This window comes from Roseomonas sp. FDAARGOS_362 (assembly GCF_002754815.1).
Lineage (GTDB): Bacteria > Pseudomonadota > Alphaproteobacteria > Acetobacterales > Acetobacteraceae > Roseomonas > Roseomonas mucosa.
In genome coordinates, this window is the sequence record NZ_CP024588.1 from 3,370,937 (window position 1) to 3,385,425 (window position 14,489).

Annotated in this window: 15 protein-coding genes; 10 read left to right on the forward strand and 5 right to left on the reverse strand. The window is 69.6% G+C overall.

Features of this window, described 5'->3' with window-relative positions; all coding sequences use genetic code 11:
* The first annotated feature begins 38 nt into the window (after positions 1-38).
* The 6 genes from cyoB (at position 39) to CTJ15_RS19925 (ending at position 5,919) form a co-directional block, all read left to right on the forward strand.
* On the forward strand, positions 39-2,042 hold the full coding sequence (gene cyoB, locus CTJ15_RS19900) for a cytochrome o ubiquinol oxidase subunit I (protein ID WP_019460458.1): 2,004 nt from the start codon (positions 39-41) through the stop codon (positions 2,040-2,042).
* Positions 2,043-2,049: 7 nt separating this feature from the next.
* On the forward strand, positions 2,050-2,682 hold the full coding sequence (gene cyoC, locus CTJ15_RS19905) for a cytochrome o ubiquinol oxidase subunit III (RefSeq protein WP_019460457.1): 633 nt from the start codon (positions 2,050-2,052) through the stop codon (positions 2,680-2,682).
* Positions 2,679-3,092, forward strand: coding sequence for a cytochrome o ubiquinol oxidase subunit IV (cyoD, locus tag CTJ15_RS19910; protein ID WP_019460456.1), 414 nt, complete (start codon positions 2,679-2,681; stop codon positions 3,090-3,092). Before cyoC ends, cyoD begins: the two co-directional genes overlap by 4 nt.
* Positions 3,093-3,101: 9 nt before the next feature.
* Positions 3,102-3,896 (forward strand): SURF1 family protein, encoded by a 795-nt coding sequence (locus CTJ15_RS19915; protein ID WP_075822088.1) that lies wholly within the window; start codon positions 3,102-3,104, stop codon positions 3,894-3,896.
* Between the two features lie 90 nt (positions 3,897-3,986).
* A complete protein-coding gene (locus tag CTJ15_RS19920; RefSeq protein ID WP_338929025.1) occupies positions 3,987-5,396 on the forward strand; it encodes an ATP-binding protein in 1,410 nt (469 codons plus the stop codon).
* Positions 5,386-5,919, forward strand: a complete 534-nt coding sequence (locus CTJ15_RS19925) for a response regulator transcription factor (protein WP_019460453.1) — start codon at positions 5,386-5,388, stop codon at positions 5,917-5,919. The genes CTJ15_RS19920 and CTJ15_RS19925 overlap by 11 nt, the downstream gene beginning before the upstream one ends.
* Here CTJ15_RS19925 and CTJ15_RS19930 read toward each other — a convergent pair.
* Together CTJ15_RS19930 and ubiA are read right to left on the reverse strand one after the other, a co-directional pair.
* The gene (locus CTJ15_RS19930) at positions 5,837-6,589 is read right to left on the reverse strand and encodes a methyltransferase (protein ID WP_099781885.1); all 753 of its coding nucleotides are present in this window, start codon (positions 6,587-6,589) and stop codon (positions 5,837-5,839) included. The two genes, CTJ15_RS19925 and CTJ15_RS19930, sit on opposite strands and share 83 nt — an antisense overlap.
* A gap of 58 nt (positions 6,590-6,647) precedes the next feature.
* Positions 6,648-7,547: a 4-hydroxybenzoate octaprenyltransferase gene (gene ubiA / locus CTJ15_RS19935; protein ID WP_099781886.1), complete on the reverse strand. Its 900-nt coding sequence runs from the start codon at positions 7,545-7,547 to the stop codon at positions 6,648-6,650.
* A gap of 28 nt (positions 7,548-7,575) precedes the next feature.
* On the opposite strand from ubiA, the gene CTJ15_RS19940 reads away from it, so the two are divergent.
* Together CTJ15_RS19940 and CTJ15_RS19945 are read left to right on the forward strand one after the other, a co-directional pair.
* Positions 7,576-8,325 (forward strand): 16S rRNA (uracil(1498)-N(3))-methyltransferase, encoded by a 750-nt coding sequence (locus CTJ15_RS19940; protein WP_099781887.1) that lies wholly within the window; start codon positions 7,576-7,578, stop codon positions 8,323-8,325.
* A gap of 37 nt (positions 8,326-8,362) precedes the next feature.
* A complete protein-coding gene (locus CTJ15_RS19945; RefSeq protein WP_019460449.1) occupies positions 8,363-9,712 on the forward strand; it encodes a glutamate--cysteine ligase in 1,350 nt (449 codons plus the stop codon).
* A 405-nt stretch (positions 9,713-10,117) separates the two neighbouring features.
* Here CTJ15_RS19945 and CTJ15_RS19950 read toward each other — a convergent pair whose 3' ends face one another.
* Positions 10,118-10,750 (reverse strand): acetyltransferase, encoded by a 633-nt coding sequence (locus tag CTJ15_RS19950; RefSeq protein WP_019462955.1) that lies wholly within the window; start codon positions 10,748-10,750, stop codon positions 10,118-10,120.
* A 228-nt stretch (positions 10,751-10,978) separates the two neighbouring features.
* On the opposite strand from CTJ15_RS19950, the gene CTJ15_RS19955 reads away from it, so the two are divergent.
* Positions 10,979-11,188, forward strand: a complete 210-nt coding sequence (locus CTJ15_RS19955) for a DUF2945 domain-containing protein (RefSeq protein WP_019462956.1) — start codon at positions 10,979-10,981, stop codon at positions 11,186-11,188.
* A 9-nt stretch (positions 11,189-11,197) separates the two neighbouring features.
* Here the strand turns inward: CTJ15_RS19955 and CTJ15_RS19960 are convergent, their stop codons facing one another.
* A complete protein-coding gene (locus CTJ15_RS19960; RefSeq protein ID WP_099781888.1) occupies positions 11,198-12,106 on the reverse strand; it encodes a LysR family transcriptional regulator in 909 nt (302 codons plus the stop codon).
* 132 nt (positions 12,107-12,238) lie between these two features.
* Here CTJ15_RS19960 and CTJ15_RS19965 point away from each other — a divergent pair, with 132 nt between their 5' ends.
* Positions 12,239-13,234 (forward strand): aldo/keto reductase, encoded by a 996-nt coding sequence (locus CTJ15_RS19965; RefSeq protein ID WP_058389103.1) that lies wholly within the window; start codon positions 12,239-12,241, stop codon positions 13,232-13,234.
* Between the two features lie 55 nt (positions 13,235-13,289).
* Here CTJ15_RS19965 and gshB read toward each other — a convergent pair whose 3' ends face one another.
* Complete coding sequence (gshB, locus tag CTJ15_RS19970; RefSeq protein WP_099781889.1) at positions 13,290-14,243, reverse strand: glutathione synthase; 954 nt, start codon at positions 14,241-14,243, stop codon at positions 13,290-13,292.
* Positions 14,244-14,489 lie beyond the last annotated feature (246 nt).

Genomic DNA, 14,489 nt, shown 5'->3' on the forward strand with positions numbered 1-14,489 from the left:
GGTCCGGCCCTCGATCACGAAGTGATAGAGTAGACCCAATGTCCTCCAACACGGACCTCGCGACACTCGTGTTCGGGCGGCTCTCGCTCGAATCGATCCCGTACCACGAGCCGATCCTGATCGTGACCTTCATCGGCGTGGCCATCGGCGGCCTCGCGGTGCTCGGCGCGCTCACCTATTTCCGGCTCTGGGGCTATCTCTGGAAGGAGTGGTTCACCTCGGTGGACCACAAGAAGATCGGGATCATGTACGTGATCCTGGCCATCATCATGCTGCTGCGCGGCTTCGCCGACGCCGTCATGATGCGGACCCAGCAGGCCATCGCCTTCAACGGGTCCGAGGGCTACCTGCCGCCGCACCACTACGACCAGGTCTTCACCGCCCATGGCGTGATCATGATCTTCTTCATGGCCATGCCGCTGGTGACGGGCCTGATGAACTTCGTGGTGCCGCTGCAGATCGGCGCCCGCGACGTGGCCTTCCCCTTCCTGAACAACTTCAGCTTCTGGATGACCACGGCCGGCGCCGTGCTGGTCATGATGTCGCTGTTCATCGGCGAATTCGCCCAGACCGGCTGGCTCGCCTATCCGCCGCTCTCCGGCTACGAGGCCAATCCCGGGGTCGGGGTCGACTACTACATATGGGCCTTGCAGATCGCGGGCATCGGCACCTTGCTATCAGGCGTCAACCTGATCGCGACCATCGTGAAGATGCGCGCGCCGGGCATGACCATGATGAAGCTGCCCGTCTTCACCTGGACTGCGCTCTGCACCAACGTGCTGATCGTCGCGGCCTTCCCGGTGCTGACCGCCGTGCTGGTCCTGCTCTCGCTCGACCGCTACGTGGGGACGAACTTCTTCACCGCCGATCTCGGCGGCAACCCCATGATGTACGTCAACCTGATCTGGATCTGGGGCCATCCGGAGGTCTACATCCTGATCCTGCCGGCCTTCGGCGTGTTCTCGGAGGTGGTCTCCACCTTCTGCTCGAAGCGCCTCTTCGGCTACACCTCCATGGTCTACGCCACGGTGGTGATCACCATCCTGTCCTACCTGGTCTGGCTGCACCACTTCTTCACCATGGGCTCCGGCGCCAGCGTGAACTCCTTCTTCGGCATCACGACGATGATCATCTCGATCCCGACGGGTGCCAAGCTGTTCAACTGGCTCTTCACCATGTACCGCGGCCGCATCCGGTTCGAGGTGCCGATGATGTGGACCGTCGGCTTCATGGTGACCTTCACCATCGGCGGCATGTCCGGCGTGATGCTCGCCATCCCGCCGGCCGACTTCCAGTTCCACAACACCCTGTTCCTGATCGCCCACTTCCACAACGTCATCATCGGCGGCGTGGTCTTCGGCATGCTCGCGGGCATCACCTACTGGTTCCCCAAGGCCTTCGGCTTCAAGCTCGATCCCTTCTGGGGCAAGATGTCCTTCTGGTTCTGGCTGATCGGCTTCTACTTCGCCTTCATGCCGCTCTACGTCCTGGGGCTGATGGGCGTGACCCGCCGCATCAACCACTTCGACGACCCCTCGCTGCAGATCTGGTTCATCATCGCCGCCTTCGGCGCCTTCCTGATCGCGCTCGGCATCCTGAGCTTCATCATCCAGCTGGTGGTGAGCTTCATGAAGCGCGACCAGCTGCGCGACGTGACCGGCGATCCCTGGAACGGCCGTACCCTGGAATGGGCGACCTCCTCGCCCCCGCCGGAGTACAACTTCGCCTTCACCCCGGTGATCCACAACCACGATGCGTGGTGGGACATGAAGCAGCGCGGCCACCAGTACCCGCAGGGGGGCTACCGCCCGATCCACATGCCCAAGGGCACCGGCGCGGGCATCATCCTGGCCGGCCTGTCGCTGGTCTTCGGCTTCGCGATGGTCTGGTACATGTGGTGGCTGGCGGCGCTGAGCTTCGTGGCGATCCTTGTCACCGCGATCGCCCATACCTTCAACTACAAGCGCGACTTCTACATCCCCGCGGATGTGGTGGCGCGGACGGAACAGGCCCGCGCGGCCGCCATGGCGGCGGGGGAGTGAGCGGCGCATGAGCACGCATTCCTACAATCCCGCCGTGGACGCGAACGTCCCCTTCTACGTTCTGGACGACGATCACGCGCATCCGGAGAACAGCACCATGCTGGGCTTCTGGATCTACCTGATGAGCGACTGCCTCATCTTCGCGGTGCTCTTCGCCACCTATGGCGTGCTGGGCCGCAGCTTCGCCGCCGGCCCCACGCCGCAGGAGCTGTTCGACCTGCCACTGGTGGCGCTGAACACCGCGATGCTGCTGTTCTCGTCCATCACCTATGGCTTCGCCATGCTGGCGATGATGAAGCAGCGGAAGGGCGCGGTGCTGTTCTGGCTGTTCGTCACCGGCCTGTTCGGCGCCACCTTCCTCGGGCTGGAGCTCTACGAGTTCCACCACCTGATCTCGGAAGGGGCGGGGCCGCAGCGCAGCGCCTTCCTGTCCTCCTTCTTCACGCTGGTCGGCACGCACGGCCTGCACGTGACGGTGGGCATCATCTGGCTGATCACCCTCATGGTGCAGGTCGCCCGCTTCGGGCTGCACCAGGCGAACCAGCGCCGCCTGATGTGCCTCAGCCTGTTCTGGCACTTCCTGGACGTCATCTGGATCGGCGTCTTCTCCTTCGTCTATCTCCTCGGGGTGCTGCAATGAGCTCGCACGCAACCGCGCACCAGCCCGGTCACGACCATGGCCCTGACGGCCATGGCCACGACGACCATCACGACGGCGGCTATCACGGCACCTATGGCGGGTATCTGACGGGCTTCATCCTGTCGGTCATCCTCACCGCCATTCCCTTCTGGCTGGTGATGGGCGATGTCATCGCCGATCCGCGGGTGACCGCCATGACGGTCATGGGGCTGGGGGCGATCCAGGTCGTCGTGCACATGGTCTACTTCCTGCACATGAACTCCCGCTCCGAGGGCGGCTGGACCATGCTGGCGCTGATCTTCACGATCGTGCTGGTCGTCATCACCCTCTCGGGCTCGCTCTGGGTCATGTACCACCTGAACGCGAACATGATGCCCATGAACGCCCACGACATGAGCAACATGCCCTGAGGCCTGGCCTTGCCTCCATCCACGGGGCCTGAACTCAAGGGCCACGATCCGGAATGGGCCGGGGAGGGCTGGCGCCCGCATTCCCCGGCCCGCCTGTTTCTTCTGGGCTTCCTGGCGCTGCTGGCCTTTGCCGGGCTGGTGGCGCTGGGCACCTGGCAGGTCGAGCGCCGCGCCTGGAAGCTCGACCTGATCCAGCGCGTCGAGAGCCGCGTCCATGCCCCGCCCGCCGCCCCGCCCGGGGTGGATGCCTGGCCGGGCGTCACCGCCGCGCGGGACGAATACCGCCACGTCCGGGTCATGGGCCGCTTCCTCCACGACCGCGAAACGCTGGTCCAGGCCAATACCAACCTGGGCGCGGGCTTCTGGGTGCTCACCCCTTTGCGCGACGAGGCGGGCTTCACCGTTCTTGTCAACCGCGGCTTCGTCCCCGGCGACCGGCGCGATCCGGCCGGCCGTGCGGAAGGGCAGGTGGCCGGTCCCGTCACCGTCACGGGTCTGCTCCGCGTCACCGAGCCCGGGGGCAGCTTCCTGCGCAGCAACCGCCCGGCCGAGGGGCGGTGGTACTCCCGCGACGTGGCCGCCATCGCCGCCGTCCGGGGGCTCCCCGGACCGGTCGCTCCCTATTTCATCGATGCTGACGCCGTTCCCAACCCGGGTGGGCTGCCGGTCGGCGGGCTGACGGTGATCAGCTTCCCGAACAACCATCTGGTCTATGCAATCACTTGGTATGCCCTGGCGCTGATGGTGGCCGCCGCCACCGCCTATGTCGCCCGGGAGGAATGGCGGGCCCGACGGCAGGCCTGACCGCCTTCGCCCGCCTCATGCCGCAAGGCTGACCCGCGCCCCGACGAGTCCCCCTCGCCGGGACAGGCCGCCCGGGGGTAGGAGAGGCGGATGCCATCCCCGAGCACAGCGGAGCGCCCGCCCGCCCGGCGCGGCCGGAGGACCCGGCCCGAGGCGGAACGCCTGATGCAGGCCTCCCGCGGTCCGCTCGCCCCGGCCCAGCCCCCGCTGTCGCGGGACGAGGCCGGCAGCAAGAACATGCTCCAGCTCGTCCAGCTCCGCTGGGTCGCGGTGGTGGGGCAGGTGCTGACCATCGGCACCGTGCGCTACGGGCTGGGCATCGACCTGCCGCTGCGGCAGATGGCCTTGGTGGTGGCCGCGCTGATCGGGCTCAACCTCCTCAGCCTGCTCCGCCTGCGCCTGCGCACCCCCGTCGGGGGGCTGGAGCTCTTCCTGGTCCTGGCCTTCGACGTGGCCGCCCTGACGGTGCAGCTCTATCTCAGCGGCGGGATGACCAACCCCTTCGTCTCGCTCTACCTGCTCCAGGTCACCCTGGCGGCGGTGCTGCTGGGACAGCATGGCGCCTGGGCCGTGGTGGCCATCGCCATCGCCTGCTTCCTCGGCCTGACGCTGGACTACCGGCCGCTGCTCCTGCCGGAGAGCCTGGGCGCGGACCTCTTCACCCTGCATCTCTACGGGCTGCTGGTCTGCTTCATCCTGGTCGCCGTGCTGCTGATGGTCTTCACCACCCGCATCAGCGGCAACCTGCGGGACAGGGATGCGCACCTCGCCCATATGCGGCAGCAGGCGGTGGAGGAGGAGCACATCATCCGCATGGGCCTGCTCGCCTCCGGCGCGGCGCATGAGCTCAGCACGCCGCTGGCCACCGTCTCCGTCATCCTGGGCGACTGGCAGCGCATGCCCGCGCTGCGAGAGATGCAGGACCTGCAGGGCGAGATCGACGAGATGCAGGCCGCCATCGACCGCTGCAAGTCGATCATCGGCGGCATCCTCCTTTCCGCCGGGGAGGCGAGGGGGGAGGACCCGGCGCTCACCACCATCGGTGCCTTCCTGGAGGATTTCCTCCACGAATGGGAGCTTGCCCATCCCAGCTTCGGCCTCACCTTCCGCAACGAATTGGTGGAGGACATCCCGATCGTGGCCGACCCGGCGCTGAAGCAGGTCCTGGCCAACCTCCTGGTCAATGCCCAGGAGGCGCCCTCGCCCGCCGTGCACCTCGCCGCCTCGCGCGACGGCGACGACCTGCTGCTGGAGGTGAGCGACGACGGCCCGGGCTTCGCGCCGGGGATGCTGGCCGAGTTCGGCAGCCCCTACCGCTCCACCAAGGGCCGCACCGGCGGCGGGCTGGGCCTCTTCCTCGTGGTCAATGTCGCGCGCAAGCTGGGCGGCACCGTCACCGCCCGCAACCGGCCGGGGCGGGGGGCCACCGTCACCCTGACCCTGCCCCTGGCCGCCATCGCCATCGGCGAGGCCCTGGAAGGAGACGACGATGCCCGATGAGCGGCTCCTGCTGATCGTCGAGGACGATGCCAGCTTCTCCCGCACCCTGCGCCGCTCCTTCGAGCGCCGTGGCTACGAGGTCCTGGTCGCGGCCGGGCCGGAGGAGATGGAGGAGCTTCTCCAGGCCCGCACGCCGCATTACGCGGTGGTGGACCTGAAGCTCTCCGGCGCCTCGGGCCTCGCCTGTGTCCAGACCCTGCACGACCACGACCCGGCGATGCTGATCGTGGTCCTCACCGGCTTCGCCAGCATCGCCACGGCGGTGGAGGCCATCAAGCTCGGCGCCTGCCACTACCTCGCCAAGCCCTCCAACACCGACGACATCGAGGAAGCCTTCGGCAAGGCCGCCGGCAACGTGACCACGCCGCTCAGCCAGCGCCCGACCTCGATCAAGACCCTGGAATGGGAACGCATCCACCAGACCCTGGCGGAAACCGGCTTCAACGTTTCCGAATCCGCCCGCCGCCTCGGCCTCCACCGCCGCACCCTGGCCCGGAAGCTGGAGAAGCGGCAGGTCGAGTAGCCTGTTCCGGCGGCAGCACGCGCCAGACCGTGACCTCCCGCGTGTCGCGGTCCTCCAGCTCCCGCGTCACCGGCACGGTGTAGCGCGGCCCGGGCGCCAGGGCCTCGCGTGGCAGGTAGGCCCGGCCCGGATCGGCCAGCCAGACCTCCGCCCCGCCCGCGGCGAGGCCGCGCAGCCAGGGCAGGATGTGCCGGGTCATCGGCGCCTCGTAGCAGACATCGCCCGCCAGGATGACATCCCAGCGCCCGGGTGCCCCCACCACGTCGCCGCAGACGTCGCGCACCGAATCCGCCCCGTTGTGCCGCGCGTTCAGCCGGATGGCGGCGCAGGCCAGGGGGTCGAGCTCCGCCGCCTCCACCGACGTCGCCCCGGCCCGGTGGCAGGCGATGGCGGCCAGCCCACCTCCGGCGGCGAAGTCCAGCACCCGGCGCCCCGCCACGCGGGCGGGCTCGTCCAGCACCAGCCGCGCCAGGGCCTGGCTGCCCGGCCAGGCGAAGGCCCAGAAGGGCGGCTCCACCCCTTCCGCCTCCAGCCAGGTCTCGGTCGCCTTCCAGATCGGCGTGATCTCGGTGGCGAGATACAGCTCCACCTCCGGCACCAGGGACGGGCGGGCGGGGACGGTCTGCGCGCGGATGAAATCCTCCGCCAGGGGCTTGTCCATCGCCGGCATTCCGATCGCCCCTTCCGGAGTCATCCTCCGGGATGACATCCCCCCGGGGGCTGTCCCCTTAGGGCCGGCCGAGCAGGAAGGCCAGGGCGATGGCCAGCCCGACCTCGCGGTTCGACTTGAACAGGGTCAGGCAATGCCCCGGATCGTCCAGCCGCAGCGTCAGCACCTGCCGCGCCAGCAGCACCGCCGGCAGTGCCATGGCCAGCAGGAAGGGCCAGCGCAGCCCCGCCAGCAGCCCCGTGGCCACCAGCAGCACCAGCACCAGCCCGTAGCACCCCACCAGGAAGGGCCGCGTCCGTTCGCCCAGCATCAGGGCGGAGGAACCGATGCCGACGATCGCATCGTCCTCCCGGTCCTGGTGGGCATAGATCGTGTCATAGCCCAGGATCCAGAAGAAGGCGGCGAGCCACAGCGCGAAGGCGGCCACTGGCAGCGTTCCCGTCGCGGCCGCCCAGCCGGTCGGCGCCGCCCAGGAGAAGACGAAGCCCAGCATGGCCTGGGGCCAGCCCGTCACCCGCTTGGCCAGCGGGTAGAGCGCGATCGGCACCAGCGAGAGCACGCCCAGCAGGATCGCCAGCCCGTTCAGTTGCAGCAGCACCGCGAACCCCACGAGGCACAGCACCGCCAGCCAGGCCAGGGCCTGCCGCGGCGTCACCGCGCCGGAGGCCAGCGGCCGCCCGGCGGTGCGCTCCACCTTCCGGTCGATGTCGCGGTCCCACAGGTCGTTCACCACGCAGCCCGCCCCGCGCATCGCCACCGCGCCGATGGCGAACAACAGGGCCAGGCGGATTCCCTCCACCCAGCCCGGTGCCACGGCCGCGAAGGCCCAGAGCCCCGGCAGGAACAGCAGCCAGGAGCCGATCGGCCGATCCAGCCGGGCGAGCAGCGCATAGGGACGGGCGGCGACGGGCAGGCGGGCGACCCAGCCCTCGGCCCGGATATCGGTATAGGCGGCCATGCGTGCTACTCTCCCTGCCTGAAGCGCCATGTCCATCCCACGTCTCTTCATCGATGCCCCGCTGGCCGAGGATACCGAGGCCGATTCCCTCCCCGGCCAGGGCCGCTACCTGGGCTCCGTGCTGCGCCGGGGCGTGGGGGACGCGGTCCTCCTGTTCAACGGCCGGGATGGGGAGTTCGAGGCGAGCATCGCCGCGCTCCGCAAGGACAGCGCCCGCTTCGTCCTGCGCCGCCGCCTGCGCCCGCAGCCGCCCCCCGCCGGCCCCATCCTCCTCCTCGCCCTGCTGAAGCGCGACGCGATGGAATGGACGGTGGAGAAGGCGACCGAACTCGGCGTCGCGGCCATCCGGCCCGTCCTCACCGCCCGCTGCGTGGCCGACAAGGTGAACCGCGACCGCCTGGGCCTGATCGCCCGCGAGGCCGCCGAGCAGTGCGAGCGCCTGGACGTGCCGGAGATCGCCGACCCTCTGCCGCTGCACACGGCCCTCGACCTCTGGGCGCGCCAGGAGCCCGTCGCCCCGCTCTTCCTGGGGGCGGAACGCGGGGCCGCGCCGCCCCTGGCGGAGACCCTCCGGCAAGCCTCTCCCGCCTCCGGCCCCGGCTGGCTGGTCGGGCCGGAGGGCGGCTTCGCGCCGGCGGAGCTTGACGCAGTGCGGCGGCGTCCCTTTGTTGTGCCGGTTGCCCTCGGCCCGCGGATCCTGCGGGCCGAGACGGCGGCAATCTCGGGGCTCGCGGTGCTGCAGTCTCTCTGCGGCGACTGGGCCGAGGGTCGTAACTGAGGGCACGCGTGCCCGAGAGCGCATAGGCAAGCGAAGCATGTCCAATCCCGGCGAGGCCGATCCCACGCCGATCCACTCCGTGCGGCAGCTCGCCGACTGGTTCGCGGAGGGTTCCAAGCCGCGCCAGGACTGGCGCATCGGCACCGAGCACGAGAAGTTCGGCTTCCGCCGCGACGACCTGCGTCCCCCCACCTATGACGAGCATCCCGGCGGCATCCGCGCCATCCTGGAAGGGCTGGCCGCCCGGGGCTGGGAGCCCATCCTCGACCGCGGCAACCCCATCGGCCTGGTGAAGGACAATGCCTCCGTCTCGCTGGAGCCGGGCGGGCAGACCGAGCTTTCCGGCGCCCCGCTGGCGGACTTGCATGCCACCGCGGCCGAGCTGGACTCGCACCTGTCGGAGCTGCGCGAGGTCGCCGGCCCCCTCGGCACCGCCTTCCTGCCCGTCGGCTTCCACCCGCTGGCGGCCCGTGACGCCATGCCCTGGATGCCCAAGCAACGCTACGCCATCATGCGCCAGTACATGCCGCGCGTGGGCGAGCTCGGCCTGGACATGATGCTCCGCACCTGCACCGTGCAGAGCAACCTCGACTTCGGCGACGAGGCCGACATGGTGGAGAAGCTGCGCCTCTCCTTGGCGCTGCAGCCCCTCTCCACCGCCCTCTGGGCCAATTCCCCGTTCCGCGAGGGCAGGGCGACCGACTACCTGACCCTGCGCGGCGAGGTCTGGACCCGCACCGACCCCGACCGTACCGGCATCCCCTCGGTGGTCTTCGAGGAAGGCTTCGGCTTCGAGCGCTTCGCCGAATACGTTCTCGACGTGCCGATGTACTTCGTGATGCGCGAAGGCGCCTTCGTGGACGCCACCAGCACCAGCTTCCGCGACTTCATCCGCCACGGCCTGCCGGGCCACCCGGATGTCCATGCCACCATGGGCGACTGGGCGGATCACGTCACCACCGTCTTCACCGATGTCCGCCTCAAGCGCTTCCTGGAGATGCGCGGCGCCGATGTCGGCAGCCCGGCGATGATCGTGGCCCATCCCGCCTTCTGGACCGGCCTGCTCTACGACGACGCGGCGCAGAAGGCCGGGCTCGAACTGGTGCGCGGCTGGAGCGTCGGGGAGATGCGCCGGTTGCGGACCGAGGTCCCGAAGCTCGGCCTGCGCGCCGAGATCGGCGGCCGCCCGCTGCGCGACGTGGCGCGCGACGTGGTTCGCATCGCCCGCGACGGGCTGGCGGCGCGTGGCCTCGGAGAAGAAAAGTTCCTCGCCCCGGTCGAGGAGATCGCGGAAACCGGCCAGACCCAGGCCGACCGCTGGCTGGTCCGCGCCCGTGGCCCCTGGCAGGGCGACGTCTCGCGCATCTTCGCCGAGGGCGCCGTCTGAAACGCGGGTTGCGCGCCAGCGTCTGGCGTTGCTCTGTCCCGGGTGAAAGGCGCTGCCTTTCCCCCGGACCCCCTATCCGCCAGGACCCTGCGGGCCCTGGACCCGGTTCGCTGGCGCTCGCTGATGCCGGATCGCGCCGGAGAGCATCGCTCTCCGGCGAACTGCCGATGTCACCAGCGCGGACACGATGTTTTCTCCTTTTCGGGAGCCCCGCGTCGCCACCTGCTCCCAGGGATCGAGCCGCAGGCTGACGGCCACCACGCAGAGCCAACGCAAGCCCGGGGTCCGGGGACCGGCTTCGGTCCCCGGCGGAGAGGGGGTCCGGGCGGAGAGGCGGCGCCTCTCCCCCGGGGGTGGACACGAAGCGCGGCACCAGGAGCGGCAGTGCCAGGAAAGGGCCAGGCCCTATGCCGGATCGTAGCGCCGGCAGAATTCCTCCGCGCCGAGCGAGCGGAAATCGCCGAGCCGCTCGCCCAGGACCTCGTGCGGCCAGTCCCACCAGGCGATGCGTTCCAGCGCCGCGATCACCGTCGGCGGGAAGCGGAAGCGCAGCACGCGCCCCGGCACCCCGACCACGATGGCGAAGGGTGGCACATCCTTCGTCACCACCGCGCCCGCGCCGATGGCGGCGCCGTTGCCGATGCGCAGACCTGGCAGCACCACCGCGCCATGCCCGATCCACACGTCATGGCCGAGCGTGACGTGGTGGTCCCGCCGCCACGCGAAGAAATCCGCGTCATCGTCGCCGAGGCCATAGGCGGCGGAGCGGTAGGTGAAGTGGTTCAGCGCCACGCGTTCCAGCGGGTGGTTGCCGGGGTTGATCCGTACCTGCGCGGCGATGGAGCAGAAGCGCCCGAGCGTGGCATAGATGATGTCGCTGTCGTTCGCGACGTAGCTGTAGTCGCCGAAGACGCATTCCGCGAGCTTCGTCCGCGCCCCGACCTCGCAATACCGGCCGAGGCGCGTGTCGCGCAGGCTGGCGCTGGGATCGATGGCCGGGGCCTCGCCCAGCCGCTTCGTGGCCGTCGCCGGGTCCATGTGTCGCCCGCCTGTCGCGTCCATCCGTGCCTCCGTGGAAAAGGGCGGCGCTGTTGCCATTTCCGCCGGCAGTGCGAGAAGACATTCTCGTGACAACCCACCGCCCTCTCGGCGCGGGCTGGGGGCGCACGATCGCGTGCCGGAGCGAACGCCCACCGGAACCAGGCGTTCGTTTGCAGGGACCGTGCAGACCCGTGCCGGCCCATCGGCAAGGATGGAGGAGCAGGAATGACCAAGTCCCTCAAGCCCGGCGACCATGTGCGCTGGGAAAGCTCCGGCGGCACCAGCCACGGTACGGTGGAGAAGAAGTTGACCGGCGACACGCAGATCAAGGCCCACAAGGTCAGGGCCTCGCCGGAGGACCCGCAGTTCCTGGTGAAGAGCGACAAGAGCGGCGGCAAGGCGGCGCACAAGCCGGAAGCCCTGCGCAAGGAGTGACGCCGCGCCTCACGCGCTATCGGGCCTGTCCCGCTGCCGCAGGAAATCCACGAAGGCGCGCAGTGGCGCGGGCATGTGGCGGCGTGCCGGATAATAGAGGAAGGGCCCGGAAAAGCGCTGCGACCAGTCCTCCAGCACCGGGACCAGCGTACCGGAAGCCAAGTGGGGCGCCAGATACTCCTCGAACAGCTTGACCACCCCGAAGCCCCGCGCCGCGAGGAAGATCTCCAGTTCGGCATTGCCCGCCACCAGCCTTCCCTCGGGCGCGATCTTCACCACGCGCCCGTCCTTCTCGAACTCCCAGACGGCGACCATCCCGCTGGAAAAGCGGTGCCGGATGCAGTCATGCCCGAGCAGGTCGCGCGGATGCCGTGGGACGCCCCGCGCCGCCAGGTAGTCCGGCGAGGCCGCCGCCACGAAGCGCTGCACGCGCGGCCCGATGGGCACGGCGATCATGTCGCGCTCCAGCCTTTCGTCGTAGCGCACGCCGGCATCGAAGCCGGCGGCCAGCACGTCGATGAAGCTGTCGTCGCTCACCACCTCCATGCGGATGCCCGGATGCCGGCGCAGGAAGGCTTCCAGCAGCGGCGGCAGGATCATCCGCGCCACCACCGTCGGCACGTTGAGCCGCAGCGTCCCCGCCGGGCTGTCGCGGAAGCTGTTCACCGCATCCACCGCCGCCGCGACCTCGCCCAGGGCCGGTCCCAGCCGTTCCAGCAGCCGCTCCCCTGCCTCGGTCGGCGTCACGCTGCGGGTGGTGCGGTTCAGCAGCCTGACCCCCAGCACGGTTTCCAGCCGGCGCACCGCCTCGCTCAGCGAGGATGCGGATACCCCGCGCAGCCCGGCCGCCCGCCGGAAGCTGCGCGTCCGTGCCACCGCGGCGAAGGCATCGAGATCGGCAAGATCGGGACCGGCCATTGTGCAAAAATCCAAACAACCCGTGCGGAGAAGGCCGGATTATCGCACGAGCCGCGCCGCCCCATACTCCCCGTCAGCCCGGAAAGCAGCGCATCGCGGCGTCGGGAAGATTGGCAGACAGGAGAAGTCATCATGCAGAACCGCCAACTCGGCGCGGCAGGCCCGCGCGTCTCCGCCCTCGGCCTCGGCTGCATGGGCATGTCCGGCATGTATGGCCCGGCGGACCGCGCCGAGAGCATCGCCACCATCCATGCCGCCCTGGATGCCGGCATCGACCTGCTCGACACCGGCGATTTCTACGGCGTTGGCCATAACGAGATGCTGATCGGCGAGGCGCTCCGCACCCGCCGGCGCGAGGACGTATTGATCAGCGTGAAGTTCGGCGCCCTGCGCGATCCCGCCCTGAACTGGACCGGCTACGACGCCCGTCCGGCGGCGGTGAGGAACTTCCTGTCTTACTCGCTGCAACGCCTTGGCGTGGACTACATCGACATCTACCGCCCCGCGCGCCTCGATCCGGAGGTCCCGATCGAGGACACGATCGGCGCCGTCGCCGAGATGGTGCAGGCCGGCTATGTCCGCCAGATCGGCCTGTCCGAGGTCGGCCCCGACACCATCCGCCGCGCCGCCGCCGTGCACCCGATCTGCGACCTGCAGATCGAGTACTCGCTGATCTCCCGCGGCATCGAGGACAGCATCCTCCCCACCTGCCGCGAACTCGGCATTGGCATCACCGCCTATGGCGTCCTGTCGCGCGGGTTGATCAGCGGCCACTGGCAGGCAGGGCAGTCCGGCGCCGGCGACTTCCGCGGCCACAGCCCGCGCTTCCAGCAGGGCAATGTGGAGCGCAACCTGGCCCTGGTGGAGGAACTGCGCCGCATCGCGGCGGCGAAGGGCGCCAGCGTCGCCCAGATCGCCATCGCCTGGGTTGCCGCCCAGGGCGAGGACATCGTCCCCCTTGTCGGCGCCCGCCGCCGCGACCGCCTGGACGAGGCCCTCGGCGCGCTCGACGTCACGTTGACGCCGGAGGACCTCGCCGCCATCGGGCGTGCCGTGCCGAAGGGCGCCGCCGCGGGCGAACGCTACGACCCGAAGCAGATGGCCACGCTGGACAGCGAACGCGGCTGACACAGGGCGCTTCGGGGTCCGTGGGGAGGGGACCCGGCCTCTCCCCACGCCCACCTCAGCGCGGCGTCACGCGCGCCTCGATCGCTTCCCAGATCTGCTTCTCCAGGAAGACATTGTCGAAGCGCGCCACCTCCTGCAGCCCGGTGGGGGAGGTCACGTTGATCTCGGTCAGGTAGTCGCCGATCACATCGATGCCCACGAAGATCAGCCCGCGCGCCCGCAGGTCCGGCCCGATGCGCGCGCAGATCTCGCGTTCCCGCTCCGTCAGCGTTGTCTGCACCGCCTTGCCGCCGACATGCATGTTGGAACGGCTCTCGCCCTCCGCCGGCACGCGGTTGATCGCGCCGCCCACCTCGCCATCCACCAGGATGATGCGCTTGTCGCCCTTGCGCACGGCGGGGACGTATTTCTGCACCATCAGCGGCTCACGCGACCGCTCGGTGAACATCTCCAGCAGCGAGGCGAGGTTCGGGTCGTCCGGCCGCACATGGAACACCCCCGCGCCGCCATTGCCGTAGAGCGGCTTGAGGATGATGTCGCCATGCGCCTCGCGGAACTTCAGGATGCGGCGCCGGTCGGAGGTGACCAGCGTTTCCGGCATCAGGTCCGTGTATTGCAGGACGTAGAGCTTCTCCGGCGCGTTCCGCACCTCGAAGGGGTCGTTCACCACCAGCGTCCGCGGATGGATGTGCTGGAGCAGGTGCGTGGCGGTGATGTAGGCCATGTCGAAGGGCGGGTCCTGGCGCATCAGCACCACGTCCATGTCGCCGAGGTCGATCTCCTCGTCCGGGCCCAGCGTGGCGTGGTTGCCGGCCTCGCGGCGTACCTCCACCGGCTGCGCCCAGGCCATCACCCGCCCCGCATGCATCGCCAGGTCGCGCGGGTGGTAGTGCCAGAGCCGGTGCCCCCGGCCCTGGGCCTCCAGCATCAGGGCGAAGGTGCTGTCGCCCTTGATGTCGATGGAGCCGATCGGGTCCATCTGGACCGCGACCTTCAGCGTGCGCGTCATGCCTTCCATTCCCTGAAGCCCGTTGGGGAAGTCCGTCCGGGATGCGATCTTGGTCGCATTCCCGGGCCGGCAATGCCAGAGGGGTTTCGCCCCGCATTCGCTCCGGCCCAGCCCCGTCAGGGAGGAGCCTCCCCGGAAAGGCAGCTCCCTCAGGCCCCCGCCGGGGCTCCCTAGCAGGGGGCGGGCGGCCCTCCCGCCACCCCATCGATCCCGGAGCGGGGATTCGGAATTCGCTACGTGGCGTGC